This window comes from Pseudomonas sp. 2995-3, assembly GCF_002742565.1.
Lineage (GTDB): Bacteria > Pseudomonadota > Gammaproteobacteria > Pseudomonadales > Pseudomonadaceae > Aquipseudomonas > Aquipseudomonas edaphica.
Genome location: NZ_LJSB01000054.1, coordinates 230190 through 249847 on the forward strand (window position 1 = coordinate 230190; position 19658 = coordinate 249847).

General features: G+C 60.1%; 24 protein-coding genes. 16 read left to right on the forward strand and 8 right to left on the reverse strand.

Translation table 11 applies throughout. The features are described from left to right. The first annotated feature begins 73 nt into the window (after positions 1 to 73). The 6 genes from AOA62_RS02895 (at position 74) to AOA62_RS02920 (ending at position 5726) form a co-directional block, all read left to right on the forward strand. The gene (locus AOA62_RS02895) at positions 74 to 2566 is read left to right on the forward strand and encodes a TonB-dependent siderophore receptor (RefSeq protein ID WP_099547781.1); all 2493 of its coding nucleotides are present in this window, start codon (positions 74 to 76) and stop codon (positions 2564 to 2566) included. 291 nt (positions 2567 to 2857) lie between these two features. Beyond that, positions 2858 to 3187: a hypothetical protein gene (locus tag AOA62_RS02900; protein ID WP_138815846.1), complete on the forward strand. Its 330-nt coding sequence runs from the start codon at positions 2858 to 2860 to the stop codon at positions 3185 to 3187. 107 nt (positions 3188 to 3294) lie between these two features. Then, positions 3295 to 3990, forward strand: a complete 696-nt coding sequence (locus AOA62_RS02905) for a fumarylacetoacetate hydrolase family protein (protein ID WP_099547783.1) — start codon at positions 3295 to 3297, stop codon at positions 3988 to 3990. Positions 3991 to 4026: 36 nt separating this feature from the next. Continuing rightward, on the forward strand, positions 4027 to 4935 hold the full coding sequence (locus AOA62_RS02910) for an AraC family transcriptional regulator (RefSeq protein ID WP_099547784.1): 909 nt from the start codon (positions 4027 to 4029) through the stop codon (positions 4933 to 4935). Positions 4936 to 5018: 83 nt separating this feature from the next. Next, positions 5019 to 5465: a GNAT family N-acetyltransferase gene (locus AOA62_RS02915; protein ID WP_099547785.1), complete on the forward strand. Its 447-nt coding sequence runs from the start codon at positions 5019 to 5021 to the stop codon at positions 5463 to 5465. A 3-nt stretch (positions 5466 to 5468) separates the two neighbouring features. Then, positions 5469 to 5726 (forward strand): hypothetical protein, encoded by a 258-nt coding sequence (locus AOA62_RS02920; protein ID WP_017136885.1) that lies wholly within the window; start codon positions 5469 to 5471, stop codon positions 5724 to 5726. A 291-nt stretch (positions 5727 to 6017) separates the two neighbouring features. Here the strand turns inward: AOA62_RS02920 and AOA62_RS02925 are convergent, their stop codons facing one another. Continuing rightward, positions 6018 to 6962, reverse strand: coding sequence for a sensor domain-containing diguanylate cyclase (locus tag AOA62_RS02925; RefSeq protein ID WP_017136884.1), 945 nt, complete (start codon positions 6960 to 6962; stop codon positions 6018 to 6020). 246 nt (positions 6963 to 7208) lie between these two features. Here AOA62_RS02925 and AOA62_RS02930 point away from each other — a divergent pair, with 246 nt between their 5' ends. Next, entirely contained in the window at positions 7209 to 7457 is a 249-nt protein-coding gene (locus AOA62_RS02930; protein WP_017136883.1) for a DUF1652 domain-containing protein, read from the forward strand. Here AOA62_RS02930 and AOA62_RS31995 read toward each other — a convergent pair. Continuing rightward, a complete protein-coding gene (locus AOA62_RS31995; protein ID WP_017136882.1) occupies positions 7454 to 7594 on the reverse strand; it encodes a hypothetical protein in 141 nt (46 codons plus the stop codon). The two genes, AOA62_RS02930 and AOA62_RS31995, sit on opposite strands and share 4 nt — an antisense overlap. A gap of 217 nt (positions 7595 to 7811) precedes the next feature. Here AOA62_RS31995 and AOA62_RS02935 point away from each other — a divergent pair, with 217 nt between their 5' ends. The 5 genes from AOA62_RS02935 to AOA62_RS02955 all read left to right on the forward strand — a co-directional run bounded on the left by AOA62_RS02935 (position 7812) and on the right by AOA62_RS02955 (position 10592). Next, on the forward strand, positions 7812 to 8123 hold the full coding sequence (locus tag AOA62_RS02935; RefSeq protein ID WP_099547786.1) for a YXWGXW repeat-containing protein: 312 nt from the start codon (positions 7812 to 7814) through the stop codon (positions 8121 to 8123). Positions 8124 to 8156: 33 nt separating this feature from the next. Continuing rightward, a complete protein-coding gene (locus tag AOA62_RS02940; protein WP_017136880.1) occupies positions 8157 to 8735 on the forward strand; it encodes an RNA polymerase sigma factor in 579 nt (192 codons plus the stop codon). Beyond that, the gene (locus AOA62_RS02945) at positions 8732 to 9163 is read left to right on the forward strand and encodes a hypothetical protein (RefSeq protein ID WP_099547787.1); all 432 of its coding nucleotides are present in this window, start codon (positions 8732 to 8734) and stop codon (positions 9161 to 9163) included. Before AOA62_RS02940 ends, AOA62_RS02945 begins: the two co-directional genes overlap by 4 nt. Further along, positions 9160 to 9654 carry a periplasmic heavy metal sensor gene (locus tag AOA62_RS02950; protein WP_017136878.1) on the forward strand — a complete coding sequence of 165 codons (495 nt, stop codon included), beginning with the start codon at positions 9160 to 9162 and terminating at the stop codon, positions 9652 to 9654. Before AOA62_RS02945 ends, AOA62_RS02950 begins: the two co-directional genes overlap by 4 nt. A gap of 224 nt (positions 9655 to 9878) precedes the next feature. After that, positions 9879 to 10592 (forward strand): transporter substrate-binding domain-containing protein, encoded by a 714-nt coding sequence (locus AOA62_RS02955; RefSeq protein WP_099547788.1) that lies wholly within the window; start codon positions 9879 to 9881, stop codon positions 10590 to 10592. Here AOA62_RS02955 and AOA62_RS02960 read toward each other — a convergent pair. Next, the gene (locus tag AOA62_RS02960; RefSeq protein ID WP_017136876.1) at positions 10578 to 10940 is read right to left on the reverse strand and encodes an NUDIX hydrolase; all 363 of its coding nucleotides are present in this window, start codon (positions 10938 to 10940) and stop codon (positions 10578 to 10580) included. The two genes, AOA62_RS02955 and AOA62_RS02960, sit on opposite strands and share 15 nt — an antisense overlap. Before the next feature lie 127 nt (positions 10941 to 11067). Between AOA62_RS02960 and AOA62_RS02965 the strand changes: the two genes are divergently transcribed. Beyond that, entirely contained in the window at positions 11068 to 12048 is a 981-nt protein-coding gene (locus tag AOA62_RS02965) for a Gfo/Idh/MocA family protein (RefSeq protein WP_099547789.1), read from the forward strand. Positions 12049 to 12085: 37 nt separating this feature from the next. Beyond that, positions 12086 to 12715, forward strand: a complete 630-nt coding sequence (locus AOA62_RS02970) for a ribonuclease T2 (RefSeq protein WP_099547790.1) — start codon at positions 12086 to 12088, stop codon at positions 12713 to 12715. Here the strand turns inward: AOA62_RS02970 and AOA62_RS02975 are convergent, their stop codons facing one another. Continuing rightward, positions 12716 to 13567 carry a helix-turn-helix domain-containing protein gene (locus AOA62_RS02975; RefSeq protein WP_017136874.1) on the reverse strand — a complete coding sequence of 284 codons (852 nt, stop codon included), beginning with the start codon at positions 13565 to 13567 and terminating at the stop codon, positions 12716 to 12718. A 109-nt stretch (positions 13568 to 13676) separates the two neighbouring features. Between AOA62_RS02975 and AOA62_RS02980 the strand changes: the two genes are divergently transcribed. Further along, positions 13677 to 14087 carry a hypothetical protein gene (locus tag AOA62_RS02980; protein ID WP_099547791.1) on the forward strand — a complete coding sequence of 137 codons (411 nt, stop codon included), beginning with the start codon at positions 13677 to 13679 and terminating at the stop codon, positions 14085 to 14087. 200 nt (positions 14088 to 14287) lie between these two features. After that, positions 14288 to 15196 (forward strand): glutaminase B, encoded by a 909-nt coding sequence (gene glsB / locus AOA62_RS02985; RefSeq protein WP_099547792.1) that lies wholly within the window; start codon positions 14288 to 14290, stop codon positions 15194 to 15196. 41 nt (positions 15197 to 15237) lie between these two features. Here the strand turns inward: glsB and AOA62_RS02990 are convergent, their stop codons facing one another. From AOA62_RS02990 to AOA62_RS03010, 4 genes are all read right to left on the reverse strand, one after another. After that, positions 15238 to 15741, reverse strand: a complete 504-nt coding sequence (locus tag AOA62_RS02990; RefSeq protein WP_099547793.1) for a signal peptidase II — start codon at positions 15739 to 15741, stop codon at positions 15238 to 15240. A gap of 71 nt (positions 15742 to 15812) precedes the next feature. Beyond that, positions 15813 to 16148: a DUF6124 family protein gene (locus AOA62_RS02995; protein WP_017136868.1), complete on the reverse strand. Its 336-nt coding sequence runs from the start codon at positions 16146 to 16148 to the stop codon at positions 15813 to 15815. A gap of 1021 nt (positions 16149 to 17169) precedes the next feature. Next, positions 17170 to 18414 carry a saccharopine dehydrogenase family protein gene (locus tag AOA62_RS03005; RefSeq protein ID WP_099547795.1) on the reverse strand — a complete coding sequence of 415 codons (1245 nt, stop codon included), beginning with the start codon at positions 18412 to 18414 and terminating at the stop codon, positions 17170 to 17172. A gap of 28 nt (positions 18415 to 18442) precedes the next feature. Next, entirely contained in the window at positions 18443 to 19540 is a 1098-nt protein-coding gene (locus tag AOA62_RS03010; protein ID WP_017136865.1) for a carboxynorspermidine decarboxylase, read from the reverse strand. Positions 19541 to 19658 lie beyond the last annotated feature (118 nt).

A 19658-nucleotide genomic window follows, 5' to 3' on the forward strand; every position in this document is an offset into this window, starting at 1 on the left:
TTACTCTCATCCTTGCCCGATTTGGCGACATGGCCGTCATGGTTAATAGAACCTCCATTACGCAGGATTTCCCATGTCGCGCCTTGCTCGTCCCTTGCACCCACTGGCCCTGTCGGTGGCGATGGCTTTTGCCGCTGTGCCGTTGTTCGTCGTCCAGCCATTGTTTGCCGAAGAAACCGGCAGCGCGTTGCGCCGTTTTTCGGTTCCCGCGGGTGATTTGAGCCAATCCCTCAATCGTCTCGCCGAGCAGGCCGGGCTGGTACTGGCGTTTGATGCAGGCTTGACGCGCGGCAAGCACAGCAACGGTGTGAGCGGGCAATACGACACCGACGTGGCATTGGCGCAATTGCTCGCCGGCAGTGGCTTGCAGGCCATCAAGATCTCCGCCGACCGCTATCGCCTCGAAGCGCTCCCGAACGATGGCGGCGCCATGCAGTTGCAGGCCACCACCATCAGCGGCGCCTACCAGAGCGAAAGCCCCACTGGGCCGGTGGCGGGTTATGTCGCCACCCGCAGCCTGTCGGGCACGAAGACCGATACCGCGCTGATCGAGACGCCGCAGTCGATTTCGGTGGTCACCAAGGACCAGATGCGTGCGCAAAACGCTGAGAGTCTCAACCAGATCCTGCGCTACAGCGCCGCCGTGGTGCCGGAGACCCGTGGGGCCACGGCTTCGCGCCTCGACCAACTGACTATCCGTGGCTTCGCCCCGGCAACCTACCTCGACGGCCTGCGTATGCCATCGAGCCGAGATGCCTTGCCGCAAAAAGACGCCTTCGACCTGGAGCGCGTCGAAGTGCTGCGCGGGCCGGCCTCGGTGCTGTACGGGCAGGGCACGCCAAGCGGGGTGATCAACATGGTCACCAAACGCCCGCTGGACACGCCGTTTCATGAAGTCGGCGTGGAATACGGCACCTTCAACAAGAAGCGCACTACCTTTGATTTAAGCGGCCCGATTGATGATCAGGGTGTGTATGCCTATCGCGTGGCGGGGTTGTTCGATGACGCCGATGGCCAGGTCGACCACACCGAAACCCGCCGCCAGTCGCTGTCCAGTGCCTTCACCTGGCGCCCGGACGATGCTACCTCGCTGACCTTGCTTGGGCATTTTCAGAAAGACCCGAAGGGCGCGTCCTACGGCTCGGTGCCGGCCTGGGGCTCGGTGCTGCGCAGCCCTACGGGACGCAAGATCGATGTGGACTTCTATGACGGTGAAAAGAGCTTCGAGAAAAGCGATCGCGAGCATTACTCCATCGGTTACGCCTTCGAACATCACTTCAACGACGTGTGGACGGTGCGCCAGAACGCCCGTTACCTGCGCGCCGAGGGCGTCTATCGCAGCATCTATAACAGCTACCTGATGGGCGACTACCGCACCTCCAAGCGCTCGACCATCGCTGCCGATGTGGACATGGATGCCTACACCCTCGATAACCAGGTGCAGGCCAAATTCGACACTGGTTCGTTGCAGCACACGCTGTTGATGGGGCTCGATTACCAGAACACCCGCACCGACACCAAGACCGGTTATGGCAGTGGCCCGAACCTGGATATCTTCGATCCGGCCTACGGCGCGCCGGTCACCACACCCGCGTTCATCACCGACGCGACCTCGCGCAGCGAGCAGACCGGTGTTTATCTGCAAGAGCAAATGAAGTGGGACCAATGGGTGTTGTTGCTGGGTGGTCGCTATGACTGGGCGAGCACCGACAGCACCACCAAAACCATCAGCTCCGGCACCAAGAGCAAGTCGTCGCTGGACAGCAAGGCGTTTACCGGGCGGGTCGGCCTGGTCTACCTGTTCGATAACGGCCTGGCGCCGTACGCCAGCTACGCGGAGTCGTTCAACCCGCAATCGGGCACGGGTTACGGCGGTTCGGTGTTCAAGCCGACCGAAGGCAAACAGTATGAAATCGGCATCAAGTACCAGCCGCCAGGCAGCAACAGCTTCATTACGGCGGCGATTTTCGATTTGCGCCAATCCAACGTGCCGACCATGGATCCGGACCCGACGCACCTGTGCGGCAGTGGCCGCTGCCAGATCCAGGACGGCGAGCAACAGTCCCGTGGCTTTGAACTGGAAGGCAAGGCCAGCCTCAACGACAACCTGAACATTACCGCGGCTTACGCCTATCTGGACAACCGCGCGAGCAAATCCAACAGTACCGTTCGCTACGCGCCGATCAGCGATGTCGGCACTGGGCCGGCGATTGCCGTTGAGGGCACCACCACCTACGGCGTGCCACGCCATACGGCCTCGGCGTGGGCCGACTACACCTTCCACGACGGCCTGCTCAAGGGCTTCGGCGTGGGGGCCGGCGCGCGGTATGTGGGCTCGTCCTGGGGCGATACCGCCAACACCCTGAAGGTACCGGGCTACACCTTGATGGATGCGGCGCTGCACTACGACATCCCGAATATCGCCAACCCCAAAGACAACCTGCGCCTGGCGCTGAACGCGACCAACCTGGCAAACAAAGAATACGTGGCCTCGTGCTACTCCTATTCGTGGTGCTGGTATGGCTCGCAGCGCACCGTGCAGGCGAGTGCCACTTACCAGTGGTAATGGGCACCCTTTTGGGTGATCCGTTTTTTGTGGCGAGCGAGCTTGCTCGCGCTGGGCTGCGCAGCAGCCCCAAAACCTGACACTTGGGTACACCTGAAGTACACGGTCATCCGGTCAAGGGGCCGCTTCGCGCCCCAGCGCGAGCAAGCTCGCTCGCCACAGTCGCTCGCCACAGGGTTTGCCAACATTTATTAGGTAAATGTTTACCCAGGAAGGCAATTTAATGGCCCCTTTGTAACAAAATCCCCGCCAAAATCACTTTTATTTTCAGTTGGTTAGATGGGGATGCAAATGCGCACTGTTGGAATGATGCTGATCGCCTGTTCCCTGGCTGGCGGCGCGGCGAGCGTGCAGGCCCGAGAGTTGCGCGAGGGTGACAAGTACATGTGCAGTTGGGGCGCAGGCACCGCCGCCAGGGCACAGGAACTCAAGCTGTCGGGTGTGTCGCTGTATGCCGCGCGGCAGAAGATCCAGACCATCAAGTTCAGCAAATCGTGGATGCGCATGATGGCCATGGGCATCACCGAGCAGACCTACGACAGCCGCTCACGGCTCAAGCCCGAAGTCATCCGCCAGAGTTTTTACCAGGACTGCCTGCGCTACAAAGTGGCGCGTAAATGATCCAGGGCTGTTTTGCATCGGTCAGTGCAAAATCTGCGTAAGCCTGTCCAACTTTGCCTTGGCGCTGCTGGCCATACTGGCGCCAGGTAAACCAAGAGGCACAGGCCATGACTGATTACGTATTCCCCCCCGCGCCAACCCCATCCCTGGCCGTACAGGGCAGCGACGCACGTTTCCCGCTGCGCCGCGTGTTCTGCGTGGGCCGCAACTACAGTGAACACGCCCTCGAAATGGGGCATGACCCGGATCGCGAACCGCCATTTTTCTTCATGAAACCGGCGGACGCGGTGGTGCCGGCCGAAGGCGTGATCGCTTATCCGCCACTGACCGCCGACCTGCACCATGAGGTGGAGCTGGTGGTGGCCATCGGCAAGGGTGGGGTGGATATCAGCCCTGAAGCCGCTTTGTCTCACGTATGGGGGTATGGCGTCGGCATCGACTTGACCCGTCGCGACCTGCAGGCCGAGGCGAAAAAGCTCGCGCGTCCGTGGGATTGGGGCAAGTCGTTCGATGAATCGGCGCCCAGCACCGCCTTGCAACCTGCGAGCGTTATCGGGCACCCGGCCAGCGGCAAGATCTGGCTCAAGGTCAATGGTCAGCAGCGTCAGGTCGGCGACTTGGCTGACCTGATCTGGTCGGTGAGTGAAATCATCAGCTACGCCTCAAAATCCGTAGCACTCAAGGCCGGTGACCTGATCTTTACCGGCACCCCGGCAGGCGTCGGCGCGTTGCAGCGTGGGGATGCGGTTACCGCTGGCATCGAGGGCATCGGCGAGTTGAGTTTCACCCTCAGCCAGGGTTGAGGCTAAAGTGGTGCCCAGGCCATTCGAGAGACTGTTATGCCAGGCACCCGCGTCACCACCTATGGCATGGAACAACGCAGCGACCGCCCCGACTTCTATATCCGCGACAAGCGCGGGCGGGCGGCGCTGACCAGCCCACATCGGCATGAATACTTCCAGATCCAGATCAACCTGGGCGGCGACACTGTGCAACATATCGGCGGCGCGGTGCGTCCGTTCCCGCACAAAGCCATGGCGTTTATCCTGCCCCATCGCCTGCATGTGATTCCCCACCCGCAAGACGGCGAGTTCATGCTGATCAACTTCAGCCAGGCGTTCTTCCTGCCGCAGTTGACCTGCGACCCGCTGGACCTGGAAGACATCCCCATCAGCCAGGCGCCGGAGCTGTCACCGTTCCGTTTTCAGGAGCACCTGGACTTCATCCTTGACGACGCCGACTTTGAACAAGTGCACATCTGGCTCGGCCATATGCGCACCCTGGACGCCCAGCGCACTTTCGGCGCGCGTGAGCGCTTGAAAGGCTACTTGTTCCAACTGATCGGCCTGGTTTGCCAGCAGTACGCCGAACCCTTGCAGGCGTTTGCCGCCAATAACACCACCCGACGCGGACGCAAAGACGCCTTGGCACGGGTGCACGGCTATATCCGCGAGCATCTGCACGAGCCGGGCCTCAATCTTACTGACGCTGCGGCCGCTGCGTTCCTGTCACCCAACTACCTCACCCATTTGCTGCGCAAAGAAACCGGCAAACCCTTTTCTCAGTGGGTGCTCGACCGCCGAATGCAATTGGCGCGCACCTTATTGCTCAACACTGCGCAATTGATAGGTACAGTTGCCCTGCGTTGCGGGTTTACCGACGAGGCGTACTTTTCCCGCTGCTTTCGCAAGGCCCATGGCCTGGCGCCAGGGCAGTTTCGGCGTCAACAACAGGCAAAACCCCTGTAGTCGAGCGCCTTCTCTTACAAATCCACGACAATCTGTGTGTTTCTATTTACATACAATTGCGTGCATCCACGGAGGAGGCATCTATGCAAAACCCTATTCGGCTGGCGACGCTGGCGGATATCGACACGTTGTTCGCCATTCGCACGGCCGTGGTGCAGAACCACTTGAGCCGTGAGCAGATGGCGGATCTGGGCATTACGCCACAGGTGCTGGCGGACAGCATCCGTGAAGCGCCGTGCGTGTGGCTGGCAGAAGTGGAGGGCCAGCCGGCGGCTTTTTCGATGGTCAACTTTGACAGCGGCGAGGTATTTGCGATGTTCATATTGCCCGCCTACGAAGGCCGGGGTTTGGGCCGCCAACTGATGGCGGTGGCTGAAGCCGCACTGTTTGAGCACCACCCGACGCTGTACCTGATCACCGACGGGCGCGGTGAAATCCGCGCCAACGGGTTTTACCAACGGCTGGGCTGGACGCAGGTGGGCCGGGTCGAGGGCGATGATGTGCGGTATGAAAAGAGCAGGGCACCTTAAATCATGAACCCGGCAGAACCCCCGTCCACCAACGGCCTTCGCTATGCGACGATCGGGGTTGCGTGCGCCGCGGTGCTGCTCGGCATCTTGTTTATGCGCTTCAATGCTCAGGTTGACCTGGAACGGGAAGAGGCCGCCGAACGCTTGGCGCTGTGCCAACATCTTGAAAGTGTGGCCCGTGCCACTTCGACTACCAGCCTGGAATCGCTTGAGGCCTGTAAGCAACTCAGAAAGCGTTACAGCGAGAGTGCCGCGCCGTGATAAGCAATAACCCTATTTGAACAATGGATATATAGCCACTAAGTGATAAGGGCTATATCGGTTTATTGCACCAAAAAGTGGCACTTGTTGACTTGGCTACCTTAAAAATCATGTGGTTATTGAATGACTTACGCGGCTTTTAATCCGACGAAAGGAATAAAATAATCTTGTTGCAGGTTTTGACAATCGTTACTATAGCCGGGCGTTCACCTCCCACGGTTTATGCATTTTTAAATCCCAAGTTTCCATCAGCTACTTGGGATTTTTTTTGCCTGGAGTTTGACCTCGGCATCACACTTCACTATCAGCGAACTCTGCACGCATGCGTCCATTGCGTTTGGCCTGATACAGCAACTTGTCGACCGACTCGACGAACGCCAGCAGGTCGCTGTTGGGCGTCACGGTATGCGTGCCCACCCCCAGGCTCAGGCTCAGCAACTTGGAAACCGGCGAAACGGCGTGTTCGATCTGCTGCTGGCAAATCAAGTGCAGGCAGCGCTGCGCCACTTGCCTGGCTGAGGCTGCGTCGGTTTCGGGCAGCAACCACACAAATTCCTCGCCGCCGATACGCGCAATAAAATCCCGTGGCCGGTTGGCCGCCTGCGACAAAGTGCGGGCCACCTGGCGCAAGGCTTCATCACCCTTGATATGGCCGTAGTGGTCGTTGTACTGCTTGAAAAAGTCTATATCCAGAATAATCAACGACAGCGGCAATTGGCTGCGCAGGGCACTGGCCCATTCGCGTTCGAGCACGGTGTCGAACATGCGGCGGTTGGCGATGCCGGTGAGGCCGTCCTGGAAGGAGTATTCCTCCAGTTGTTTTTGCAGGCGGATCAAGTGCTCTTCGGTCTTCTTGCGCTCGCTGATATCGAACATAAAGCCGATCAAGGCTTCGACTTCGCCGTCCTTGCGCACCACATGCACCACATCGCGGATCCACACATACTCGCCGTTGGCCGTCAGTGCGCGGTAGTCGGCTTCGTGGTCCACGCCGGCACGCGATTGCGACACGCAAAAGTTCACCACGTATTCACGGTCGTCCGGGTGCATGCGTTCGACCCAATCATCCACGCTCACCCAGCTTTGCGGGCTCCAGCCCAGCAGCGTTTCGATCTGCGGGCCGATGTAGCTGAAGGTCATGCTCTGCCAGTCGATGCGCCAAGGGATGGCCTTGGTCGACTCCAGCAGGGTTTTGTACACGTCGCTGTCGGGCTGGCTCGGGGGAACGATGCTCATGGCGGGCGGCTCAGGGTGATGGCGAAAAGCCAAGAGCGTCTTTTGATACAGGTTGTGAGTCAAGCCCTTGCCAAAGCAGCAGACGAGAGGTCGTGTGTTGGGTTTCTGGCGCCAGTGCACCAGCGTTTACAGGGCGAAATGTGGCACAGCTATCACTTTTGAATTAATTGTTCAGTAGCAGGCAAAACCTTATCTATGCTGGTTGCATCACACCCACAGGGTCGAACCCAGGGATGGGGGCTCAGCATGATTGCGCTCGACGAACTCAATAAGATCATGGCCGCGGGCTTCCTGCCGCTGGCCTGTGATTGCAGCCTCAACAGCGACGGCTCGCTGCGCATCAGGGTGTTCGAGCCAGCGTCGGGTCGCGTCGATCTGCTGTTGACCCGGGTCTCGCCCCAAGGCCTGGACAGCATCCGTTCCATCTCAAACCTTATTGGCGAACTGCGCACCGAGATCAAGGCCGGGCGGCGTGGTTTTGCGGCAGTCGGTTAACTGTTGACGCTGCTGGTGGGGGCGGTGTCAGCGCCATAGTAGCGCCAGCAGCAATGCCGATGTTCCGGCAGGATTACGCAGCCGCTGAGGCTGACGATCAACAGGGCGGCAACCAGCATAGAGAGTCGACGGGGCATGATATTTCCTCATTGTGTGTTTTGCGTTACCTGTTGAACGCCACCACCTGCACAAATCCGTCGCGATGCTTTCAAACATTTCATCCAGCGTTTTCTTCCCTTGAGCAATACTCCCATCGTCGAGAAACAATTCACCGTTCTCGCGACGGATTTCCCCGTGCCCAGCGTTCAACCCATCAGATGCGAACATTTTCGTCCGCCGTATGAAGGAGTTGCCATGAACCCTCTGGCCAAATTGCGCTATGCCTTGCTGGTCCCGCTGGCCTTCGCCGCGCTTGTCAGCACCCCGACCTTTGCCCAGACCGAAGTGATCATTCGCCAGGCCCCACCGGCCGAACGCGTTGAAGTGATCCCGGCTGAACGCCCGGGCTTTGTCTGGGACCGTGGCCACTGGCAATGGGAACGTGGCGCGTATGCCTGGGTGCCGGGCCACTGGCAGGAAGTGGTGCGTAACGCGCGCTGGGAGCCTGGGCACTGGGAATCCCGTGGCCCCAACTGGTACTGGCGCGAAGGGCACTGGATCCGCTGAAACCTCTTAGCCCCCGGACCGAGTATTACCTGATTGAAAGACACTGATCCGGACGTTGAGCTACTGGCACGTATCGGCAACAACGAACCTGCGGCCGTCAACGAAATGGTGACGCGCAAGCTGCCGCGCCTGCTTGCGCTTGCCGGGCGGCTGCTGGGGGATGCCGACGAAGCCAAGGACGTGGCCCAGGAAAGCTTCCTGCGCATCTGGCGCCAGGCGGCCAACTGGCGCCCCGGCGAAGCGCGTTTTGACACCTGGCTGCACCGCGTGGCGCTCAACCTGTGCCATGACCGCTTGCGCCGGCGCAAGGAACGCCCGTTGAACGAGGATGAAGCGCTGGAACTGGCAGACAGCGCACCCTCGCCAGATGAACAGTTGGAAACGGCGGACCGCAGTGCAAGGATGGCCGCCGCCCTGGCGGCCTTGCCCGAGCGCCAGCGTGAAGCCATTGTGCTGCAGTACTACCAGGAGCTGTCGAACATCGACGCCGCGGCCCTGATGAACATCAGCGTCGAGGCACTGGAGAGCCTGCTGTCGCGGGCCCGACGCCAGTTGCGCAGCCAACTTGCCGACACACCCGGGCTCGCCCGCCCAGGAAGGGGAAAACCATGACACCTGAACGCTTTGCGCACTTGGCTGACGCCTACGGCGCCAGCCTGCATCGCTGGCCCAGCGCCGAACAAGCCGCCGCCCAGGCACTGCTCGACAGCGGCAACCCACGCGCGCGCGAGGCGTTGCGCGAGGTCGGTTGGCTCGACGCCCAGTTGGACAGCCATCAGCTGGTGTTCAACGAACCGGCGCTTGCACGACAGATTCGCGAGTCTGCACCGCGACGGCCGTCGTTCTGGGCACGCTATGCCAACTGGCTGTCGCCTGCCGGGTTGGTGGGCGTGGGCATTGCCGGCATCGCCGCCGGGGTACTGGTGGCGTCACTGAGTGTGCCGTTGCCGATGCTGTCATCCGACGTGCTGCCCAGCGTCTTCGATCAGGGCGACGCCGATGTCGTCTTCACCGTCAACGCCGAGGAAACCGAGCAATGACCCCAACATCCCTTAAACCCTGGCTGGTTTTCTCGGTATTACTCAATGTGTTTTTGATCGGTGGCGTGGGCGGCGGCCTCTATCACTGGATGGCTACCGCCAAGCCCGCCGAGGCGGTGGTCAACCAGCACGGTCTGCGCCAGGCGATGATCAAGTTGCCGATGGAGCGGCGCAAGGAATTGCGCCAGTTGTTGCGCCACAACCGCGCCGACAGCCAGCCGCTGATCATGGCCGGTCGCGAAGCACGCCTGGGGGTGATCAAGCAGCTCGAAGCGCCGACGCTGGATCGCGATGCGCTGGTCACTGAACTGGCCAAGGCCCGCGAGGCAGATGCGGCGCTCCGGGCATTGGTGGACGCGACGCTGGCGCAGTTTGCGAGCAATTTGCCCCAGGATGAACGGCAAAAACTGGTCGAGGCGCTGTACCAGCGTGGGCAGGCCAAAAACCGCGAGAAACTGCCGCAGGTGGCGGGGACTAGACCGCGTTCCTGAGCGGTTGCTCACATCCAGCTGATGCAATGCGATCCAAGTGTGGGAGCTGGCTTGTCGGGTCGCCGCATCGCTGCCTGCGTATCGAGCGCGCCGACGGAGTATTGCCACGAGCGTGTTGGGCTTGCGTCTCGACTCGCTGCAATCGCTTGGGTACCTTGAGCACGGCGGCGTGTTGCCGTTTGTGATCCGTTAGACTGTGCAACGGACCCGTCAAGGAGCGCTCGATGATTGACCCGCAAGTACTGCAACAGTTGGCCCCGGATGGCGTACTGCGCGCCGCTATTAACCTTGGTAACCCGGTGCTGGCGCAGCGCGGCGCCGACGGCGAGCCGCAGGGTGTGTCGGTGGCACTCGCACGCGCGCTGGCCGAGGAGCTGGGCGCCAGCCTGGAGCTGATCACCTTTGACGCCGCCGGCAAGGTCTTTGCCGCCTTGGCCGAAGACGCGTGGCGCGTGGCGTTCCTGGCGATCGAGCCGGTGCGTGAGCAGCAAATCGCCTTCAGCGCACCGTATGTGGCGATCAAGGGCACGTACCTGGTGGCGGCTGATTCGGCGCTGACCCAGGTGGCGCAACTGGATGCGCCGGGCAAGCGTATCGCCGTGGGACAGGGCGCGGCCTACGACCTGTACCTGAGCCGAACCGTGCAGCACGCCGAACTGGTGCGTGCGCCCACTTCTGCGGCGGCGGTGGACTGGTTTATCGAGCAAGGCCTGGATGCGGCGGCGGGGGTGCGGGATTTTCTGCAAACCCGTGTGTCTGCGCACTGGCGCCTGCTTGACGATAACTTCATGACCATTCACCAGGCCATGGCCGTTCCAGTGGCGCATGCAGCCGCTGCCGCGTTCGTCAAATCCTTTGTCGAACGGCAGAAAGCCAAGGGTGGAGTCAAGCGCGGTTTGCTGGACAGCGGGCAGAGTGCGGACTTACAGGCGTCGTAGGAACGACTTGACGATGTGGCGGGTGGCGTCGGTGGTGTCCAGTTCGTCCATGGCGCCGTAAGCGTGCCACCGGCAGTCAATGATCTCGTTGCAAGGGCGCGCCTCGCTGATGTTCACCACCGAGGCCTCGAACACGTGGTGCACGGTGTCGCGGGCCTTCAGCTCCTGCAAGTACAACAAACCATCCACATTCAACCCGGTTTCTTCTTCCAGCTCGCGTGCGGCGGCGCCGACCGGGCGCTCGTCACGCTCGACCTTGCCGCCCGGCAAGGCCCATTTCGAGCGGGCCTTGCGCACGAAGAGGATATGCCCCTGGTGTTCACAAATTACGGTTGCACGGATTTTCAATGTCTACACCTGCCTGGCCCAATGACTGTCATGAAAGTGTAATGCAATTGTCATGCTGATTCAGGCTGGCATGCACCAGCGGTGATGTGGATACTGCCCCCTTGATGAAAACGGACGAGGACAACTGATGAATACCGTACGTTGGGGCATGATTGGCTGTGGCAGCGTCACTGAACTCAAGAGTGGACCCGCCTTCTACAAAGCGCCAGGTTCGGCGCTGGTGGCCGTGATGGGGCGCCGTGAAGAAGCTGTGCGTGATTATGCGGCACGCCACGGCATTGCCCGTTTCTATACCGACGCCCAGGCCTTGATCGACGACCCCGAAGTGGACGCGGTGTACATCGCCACACCGCCCGACAGCCACCTCGAATACAGTCTGATGGTGGCGGCAGCCGGCAAGCATTGCTGCGTCGAAAAGCCCATGTCGCTGAATGCCGAGCAGAGCGCCTTGATGCAGCGCACCTTCGAGCGGGCCGGGCTGCACTTATTTGTTTCCTACTACCGCCGTTCGTTGCCGCGCTTCCAGCAAGTACGCGACTGGCTGCAGGCAGGGCGCATTGGCGAGTTGCGCCACGTGACCTGGAGCCTGTGCAAGCCACCGGCGGCCGCCGATGCCAGCGCTGCCAACTGGCGCACCGACCCGACTATTGCCGGCGGCGGCTACTTTGCCGACCTGGCGAGCCATGGGTTTGATTTGTTCCAGTACCTGGCCGGCGATATCGTCGAGGTCACCGGGTTTACCGCGCGCCAGGCCGGCAATTATGTGGCTGAAGATGCGGTAACGGCTTGCTGGACTTTCGCGAATGGCGCGCTGGGCATGGGTTGCTGGAACTTTGTCGCAGACCGGCGCGAAGACCGCGTGGAGCTGATCGGCAGCCGCGGCCGCATCACCTTTGCCGTGTTTGAAGACCAGCCGTTACGCCTGGAAGGTGAGGTGAATGAGGTGCTGGAAATACCCTGCCATGAACATATCCAGTGGCATCACGTACTGGCCATGAATGCGCATATTTGTGGCGAAGCCGAACATCCGTCACTGGCGATCGAGGCGCTGAAGACCGACCGGATCCTCGATAAGGTGTTACTCCGTAACCCTAATTTGCCGGGTTAATGGGGATATACCTGTTTTTTCTCTCAGGAATAGGCAAATGAAATATTGGATGCTGTTGTGGCTGTTACTGGCCACCAATGTGCTGGCGGCCCCACGTAGCCAAGGGACGCCTGGGGAGTTTGATTTTTATGTGTTGTCGCTGTCATGGTCGCCGACGTTCTGCCTGACGCACCCTGGCAACGAGCAATGCACGGGCAAAGGCTACGGGTTTGTGTTGCACGGGCTTTGGCCGCAGTACGCCAAGGGCGGCTGGCCCGCGTCGTGCGATACGCAATCGCGATTGTCGGCGGCGGACCTGGCCAAAGGTGCGCTGATCTTCCCCACGCAGGCGTTGCTCAAGCACGAGTGGGCCAAACACGGCACCTGCAGCGGGCTGGACGCTTCGCGTTACCTGGAGGCCACCGATACGGCCTTGGCCAACGTGCAGATTCCGCAGCAGTTGCAGCCGTTCAATGTGCCCAATTACATGGATGCACAAGCGATCGAGAGCCTGTTCCGCCAGAGCAACCCGGCCATGGGCAACCATGGCATGGCGGTCATTTGCAAAGGCAAGGTGCTGTCTGAAGTACGCGTGTGCCTGAGCAAAGAGCTGCGTTTTGCCGGCTGCCCCCGCAGTGTTAAGAGCCAATGCAGGGGCGGTGATATCCGCATTCCGGTTCAGCGTTGATCAACTGTCGGGGTGCAAGGCGATGGCGCCAACCGCCGTTGCACTCGACGCGCCGGCGCGATCCGCCAGGTAACGCGCCGGCGGCTGGCCCACGGCTTTACGGAACATGGTGATAAAGCCGCTGGCGTTCTCGTAACCCAGGTCCAGCGCTACCCGTTGCACGCTTTCACCCTTGGCCAGGCGTTGCAGTGACAGAATCACATGTAACTGCCGGCGCCAGCGGCCGAAACTCAAACCCAGCTCCTCCAGCAGCAGGCGCGTCATGCTGCGCTCGCTCATGCCGATGCGCTGTGCCCATTGTTCGAGCGTGGACTTGTCGCTGGGGTCTGCCAGCAAACTGTCGGCAAGGCGCCGCAGTCGCAGGTCCTGGGGCATGGGCAGGTGCAAGTCTTCAATGGGGGCTTGGGCCAGTTCGTCCAACAGTGTGTTGATCAAGCGTCCCTGCGCACCGTTTTCCTCGTACAAGTGCGGAAAACTCACCGCCTTGCTGATCAACTCATGCAACAGCCCGGACACGGCTAACGTGCAGCCTTGGGTGGGCAGAGCGCCGGCGGCGTCCGGGTCGATCAGCAGGCAATACACCTCAGCCTCCCCGGCACCCCGCGCGGCATGGGCCAGGCCGCCGGGAATCCAGAGTGCGCACTGGGGCGGCACGATCCAGATGCCGGCCTCGATCTGGCAATGAATCACCCCGCGCAGGGTGTACATCAACTGGCCTTTGCGGTGCGAGTGCGGCGTATGTTCCCAACGCTCGGACGTGCTGGTGGCGCCCACGGCGACCACTGCGCGCGGGATCAGGTCGGCGTCCCTGGACCTGGACAGGTCGCGTTCTTCAAGGCGGTGGCGTTGCATGGCGGATTCGCTATTTGGCCGAACTGCGAAATATTCTGGCTATTCTGTGCAATGCCGTCCAGTCGCAAGATCTCTATAGTGAGAGCCACTCTCATTTAGGAGCTTTGCCATGCGACTCGACAGTTCAACCTTTCCCGTGGTGAAAATCGTGTTTGACGCGCCTAACGAAGGCGGCCCGGAGGATGCTTTTGCGGTGTTCGAAAGCCTGCTGGCTCGCCAGCAAGCGTTTGTGCTGCTGCACGAAAAAGCCGTCGACGAAAACAACCACGAGCACTCTCACGAGGAGCGCAAACACGCCTCGATCTGGATGAAAAAAAACAAACAGGCGCTGCGCACTTACGTCAAAGGCATGATCCAGGTGGAACCCAGCGCCGCGCAACGCCTGGCCCTCAAGCCGTTTGCGCTGATGTTCGGCAAGGCCTGGGGCTACCCGCTGCTGGTGGTGGAATCCAGGGAGCGCGCCTGGGCGCTGGCGCGGGATGTACTCGATGAGCAGGTGTCGGATGTGGCGCATTTTTGAAGTGCCCGATCGTTGCGCTATCGTTCCCATGCTCCGCGTGGGCATGCATCCTGTGACGCTCCGCGTCACGACTTCAGGTGCGGGACGCGGAGCGTCCGAGGCGGCATTCCCACATTGGTTGAATGGTGTGCTTGCGGACGCATTAAAGTATCCTCCGCGCCCCGCTTATCACTGATTCAATAAGAATGACCGGACAAGACATGCAGGCACTGCTGGAATCGATCCTGAGCGAAGTTCGCCCCCTGATCGGCCACGGCAAAGTCGCCGACTACATTCCCGCACTCGCCGATGTACCCGCCAATCAGCTTGGCATCGCCGTGTACGGCAACGACGGCTCGGCCTATTGCGCAGGCGATGCCGACACGCTGTTCTCGGTACAGAGCATCTCCAAGGTGTTCAGCCTGGTGCAGGCCATCGACCATGGCGGCGAAACCATCTGGGAGCGCCTGGGCCACGAGCCTTCGGGGCAACCGTTCAATTCCATGGTGCAGCTGGAGTTCGAACGCGGCCGCCCGCGCAATCCCTTCATCAATGCCGGCGCCCTGGTGATCTGCGACATCAACCAGTCACGCTTCGCCGTGCCGATTTTGTCGATGCGTGACTTTGTGCGGCGCCTGTCGGGTAACCCGCAAATCCTGGTCAACAGCGTCGTCGCCGACTCCGAGGCCCAGCACGGCGCGCGCAACGCGGCCATGGCCTATTTGATGAAGTCCTTCGGCAACTTCCACAACGACGTCGACGCGGTGCTGCACAGTTACTTCAACTACTGCGCGCTGCAAATGAGCTGCCTGGATTTGGCCCGGGCATTCAGCTTCCTGGCCAACGAGGGCGTAAGTGCCCACAGTGGCGAGCAGATTTTGACCGCGCGCCAGACCAAGCAGGTCAACTCGATCATGGCCACCAGCGGGCTGTATGACGAGGCGGGCAACTTTGCCTACCGTGTGGGTTTGCCGGGCAAGAGTGGAGTCGGCGGCGGAATTGTCGCCGTGGTGCCGGGGCAATTTACGGTGTGCGTGTGGTCGCCTGAATTGAATGCGGCGGGGAACTCGCTGGCGGGGATGAAGGCGTTGGAGTTGCTGAGCGAGCGGATTGGGTGGTCGGTGTTTTGAGTGCCTGGGGATTCACGCTGATGCATGAATCCCCTTGCTGATCAGGACCTGTGAGGTTTCACGAATAGATCAAGCATCAAAAACAATGCCCCGGCTGTAATTGCGATATCAGCAATATTGAACACGCCGGTATGTGTTGGCCCCACGTTCAGCACCATGTAATCCACGACATGCCCGTCGCGAAACACACGGTCGATCAAGTTGGCGATACCGCCCAAGGCAATCGCGTAAAGCGGCAAGACTTTACGCAGCGGCTGGCTCCAGTTGGAAAGCGACCACCACATGGCCCACGTCACCACGACGGCTACGCCAACGATAAAGATCAGCTGTTTGACCTGCGGCGGCAATGCGGCGCCCAGGCTGAGGAAGGCGCCTGGGTTGAGGCTCAGTTCCAGCGCAAGGTTGAGAGGGCTGGAGCCAATTTTGAAGCTGCTGGCTTGCAGCGAAACCAGGGCCAGCAGTTTGACCAACTGGTCCACGGCAACAAAAGCAAGGCCGGCGAGGAGGGCGAAGGTGCGGCTTCGTAGAAGGGGCGAGGTACTCAAGCGGTAACTTCCTGTTCCGGTCTGTCGATAGAGCGCCCGAAGATAGCTCAGGCGCTCTATCTCGTCCATCTTCAGGCGGCTGGATGGGCCACGTTCAGGGCTTTGTCCACCAGCAGTTGCACACCTTCGAGCATGCGGCAGATGCCCAGCGCGACATTGCGTTGGGAGCCGTCGATTTCAAACGCCAGGTGGTTGGCGATATCGCTGATGGACGCCAAGTCCTGGGAAGCGTTGACCAGCAGGGTTTCGGTGCCCAGGTCGGCGCGCACGGTGAAGATGCCTTCGCTGGGCTCGGGAATGGGTTTGCCGGGGTTGAGGTAGTGGGCGATCGCACGGTAGGCCACTTCGTGCAGGGTGCTGGTGTCGTAGTCTGGCTGGCCTGGGGGATTTGGGCTGTCTTTGATCATGGTGAAGCTCCTAAGATTAAGTGGAGCTACCAACGTTCGCGGTCAAGCGAAGAGGGTGGCAGCTGTACACGGGTTGACCGACCGGCAATCAAAGGAAATCCGGCATACCCGAAGGTATCCCGCATACAGCCACCGCAACACGATACCTCAGGCGTGAAAAAAACACCTGAAATAGGTTAGAGCCAAGCTGTACTTTAATTAATCGGACGGTCAAATCCGGCCGCTGAATTGGCAGCGACGGCACAGAGATTAGTCAGCCCACTTCCGACCGACAACCTGAAACCACTGTGGGAAATATCTGAACGCACGCGATCTCCTGTGGGAGCTGGCTTGCCTGCGATAGCAGAGTGTCAGTCAACCCATCCGGCACTGAAAGGCCGCTATCGCAGGCAAGCCAGCTCCCACAGGTTGATCTTCATCGCTCGTTGATGGCGAGATTCATACCTGCGAGCTATGAACCAGGCGCAAACCAGCGTATCCAGCCCGCCCATAACAGCATGAGCACGCCGACACACAGCAGTACGGCGTACACCGGCCGTACGCGGCGGACGCGGTCTTGCAGTGCGCCAAGGGTGCAGAGTGCAATGAGCAGCGCGAACACCCAGCGGGGTAGGTGGGCGGTGATGCCTAAACGGTTTCGTGCCCGTGGCTTGATCGGCGAAGTGTTGCGGGTTGCGGGTTTTGGCCGCTTCATGGACGAGTCCTTTCGCTCATGATGAATGGGTGAGCCAATCGATGATTGCGCTCTCGACTGGCTAAGCTAGCGCAATTTTTGCGGGGCGTAACCTGTGAGGATTGACAGGTTTTTGAACTGTTTTGGCATTCACCGGAGATTCAATGTGGGAGCTGGCTTGCCTGCGATAGCAGTGTGTCTGCCAACCCATGCGGTACTGAAAGACCGTTATCGCAGGCAAGCCAGCTCCCACAGGTTGATCTTCATTGGGGTGAAGATTTGTGTTTGTTCCAAACAAAAAATGCGCCCCAGAGGGCGCATTTTTTTGTTCGGTCAGCAATCACCTAATCAAGCAATCGCATCCCAAGCCCGATCACCGTGCTCGTCTTTAATCCGAGTCGGCAAGCCCATCACGTCCAGCGCCTTCAGGAACGGCTCAGCCGGCAGTTCCTCAACGTTGGCCATGTGTTTCACATCCCACTCGCCACGCGCTACCAGCAGCGCAGCGGCTACCGGAGGCACGCCTGCGGTGTAGGAGATGCCTTGGCTGTCGGTCTCGGCAAAGGCTTCTTCATGGCACGCCACGTTGTAGATGAACATCTCACGTGGCTGGCCGCCTTTGGTGCCTTTGACCAGGTCACCGATGCAGGTTTTGCCGGTGTAGCCGGGGGCGAGCGAAGACGGGTCGGGCAGCACGGCCTTGATCAGTTTAAGCGGCACGACTTCCAGGCCTTCGGCGGTGGTGACCGGTTTTTCGGAGAGCAGGCCGAGGTTTTTCAATACGGTGAACACGTTGATGTAGTGTTCGCCGAAGCTCATCCAGAACCGCACGTTGGGCACATCGAGGTTTTTCGACAGCGAGTGCACTTCATCGTGGCCGGTAAGGTAGAGGTTCTGCGAACCGACGACCGGCAGGTCGTCGGTGCGTTTGACTTCGAACATGGTGTTGCTGGTCCACTGGCTGTTCTGCCAGCTCCACACCTGCCCGGTGAACTCGCGGAAGTTGATTTCCGGGTCGAAGTTGGTGGCGAAGTATTTGCCATGGCTGCCGGCATTGACGTCGAGAATATCGATTGAATCAATGCGGTCGAAATGCTGTTGCTGCGCCAGCGCGGCATACGCGTTGACGACACCCGGGTCGAAGCCCACGCCAAGGATGGCGGTGATGTTCTTCTGTTTGCACTCTTCCAGGTGGTTCCATTCATAGTTGCCGTACCACGGCGGGGTCTCGCAGACCTTGCCCGGCTCTTCGTGAATGGCGGTGTCCAGGTACGCAACGCCCGTGTCGATGCAGGCACGCAGTACCGACATGTTGAGGAACGCGGAGCCCACGTTGATAACGATCTGCGACTCGGTCTCGCGGATCAGGGCCTTGGTCGCTTCCACGTCCAAAGCGTTCAGCGCAAAAGCCTGGATGTCGGCGGGCACCTTGAGGCTACCCTTGGCCTTGACGCTGTCGATGATGGCCTGGCATTTGGAGATGTTGCGCGACGCGATAGCAATACGACCGAGTTCGTCGTTGTGCTGCGCGCACTTGTGGGCCACCACCTTGGCGACACCTCCTGCACCAATGATAAGAACGTTCTTTTTCAATTGCTTTATCTCTCCTTTATCCGCCAGCTTACGAAAGGCTGGACAGGTAGTCGTCGTAACCAAATTCACGAACCACCTCGACTGTACCGTCGAGTTGTTTCACTACGATGGACGGCATTTTCAGGCCGTTGAACCAGTTTTTCTTGACCATGGTGTAGCCTGCGGTGTCGATGAACGACAGCCGATCGCCGATGGCCAGCGGACGATCAAATTGATACTCGCCGAAGATGTCCCCGGCCAGGCAGGATTTGCCGCACACCATCACGGTGTGTTCGCCGTCGCTCGGCGCTAATTTGGCGTTGAGGCGGTAGATCAGCAAGTCCAGCAGGTGGGCTTCGATGGAGCTGTCGACCACGGCGAGGTTCTTGCCGTTGTAGAGGGTGTCGAGCACGGTGACTTCCAGCGAGGCGCTGTTGGTGATCGCTGCTTCACCCGGTTCCAGATACACCTGCACGCCGTACTGCTCGGAGAACGCTTTCAAGCGCGCGCAGAACGCGTCCACGGCATAGTCTTCACCGGTGAAGTGGATGCCGCCGCCAAGGCTGACCCACTCGACCTTGTGCAGCAGCGCGCCGAAGCGTTCTTCGATGGTGCCGAGCATTTTGTCGAACAGGCTGAAGTCGCCGTTCTCACAGTTGTTGTGAAACATGAAGCCCGAGATTTGATCAATCACGCCTTCGATCTTCACCGGGTCCCATTCGCCCAGGCGGCTGAACGGGCGCGCCGGGTCGGCGAGCAAATAGTCGGAGCTGCTCACCTGCGGGTTGACGCGCAGGCCGCGGGTCTTGCCTTCGCTGCGTTCGGCAAAACGTTGCAGTTGGCTGATGGAGTTGAAGATGATCTTGTCGCAGTTCTCCAGCATCTCTTCGATTTCGTCATCGGCCCAGGCCACGCTGTAGGCGTGCGCTTCACCTTCGAACTTCTGGCGACCGAGCTTCAATTCATACAGCGACGACGAGGTGGTGCCGTCCATGTATTGCTGCATCAGGTCAAACACCGACCAGGTGGCAAAGCACTTGAGCGCCAGCAGCGCCTTGGCGCCGGACTGCTCGCGCACGTAAGCAATCTTCTGCATGTTGACCAGAAGTTTCTGTTTATCGATGAGGTAGTACGGCGTTTTGATCATTTTTGAGAGCCTGCGGCGGTGCCTGCCAAAAAAGGACACGCATTGTGCCCGCACTTGGATCAGATCGAAAGGTTAGCGGGCGGATTTGCTGAACCCTACGTCGCAATAAAGACATTCT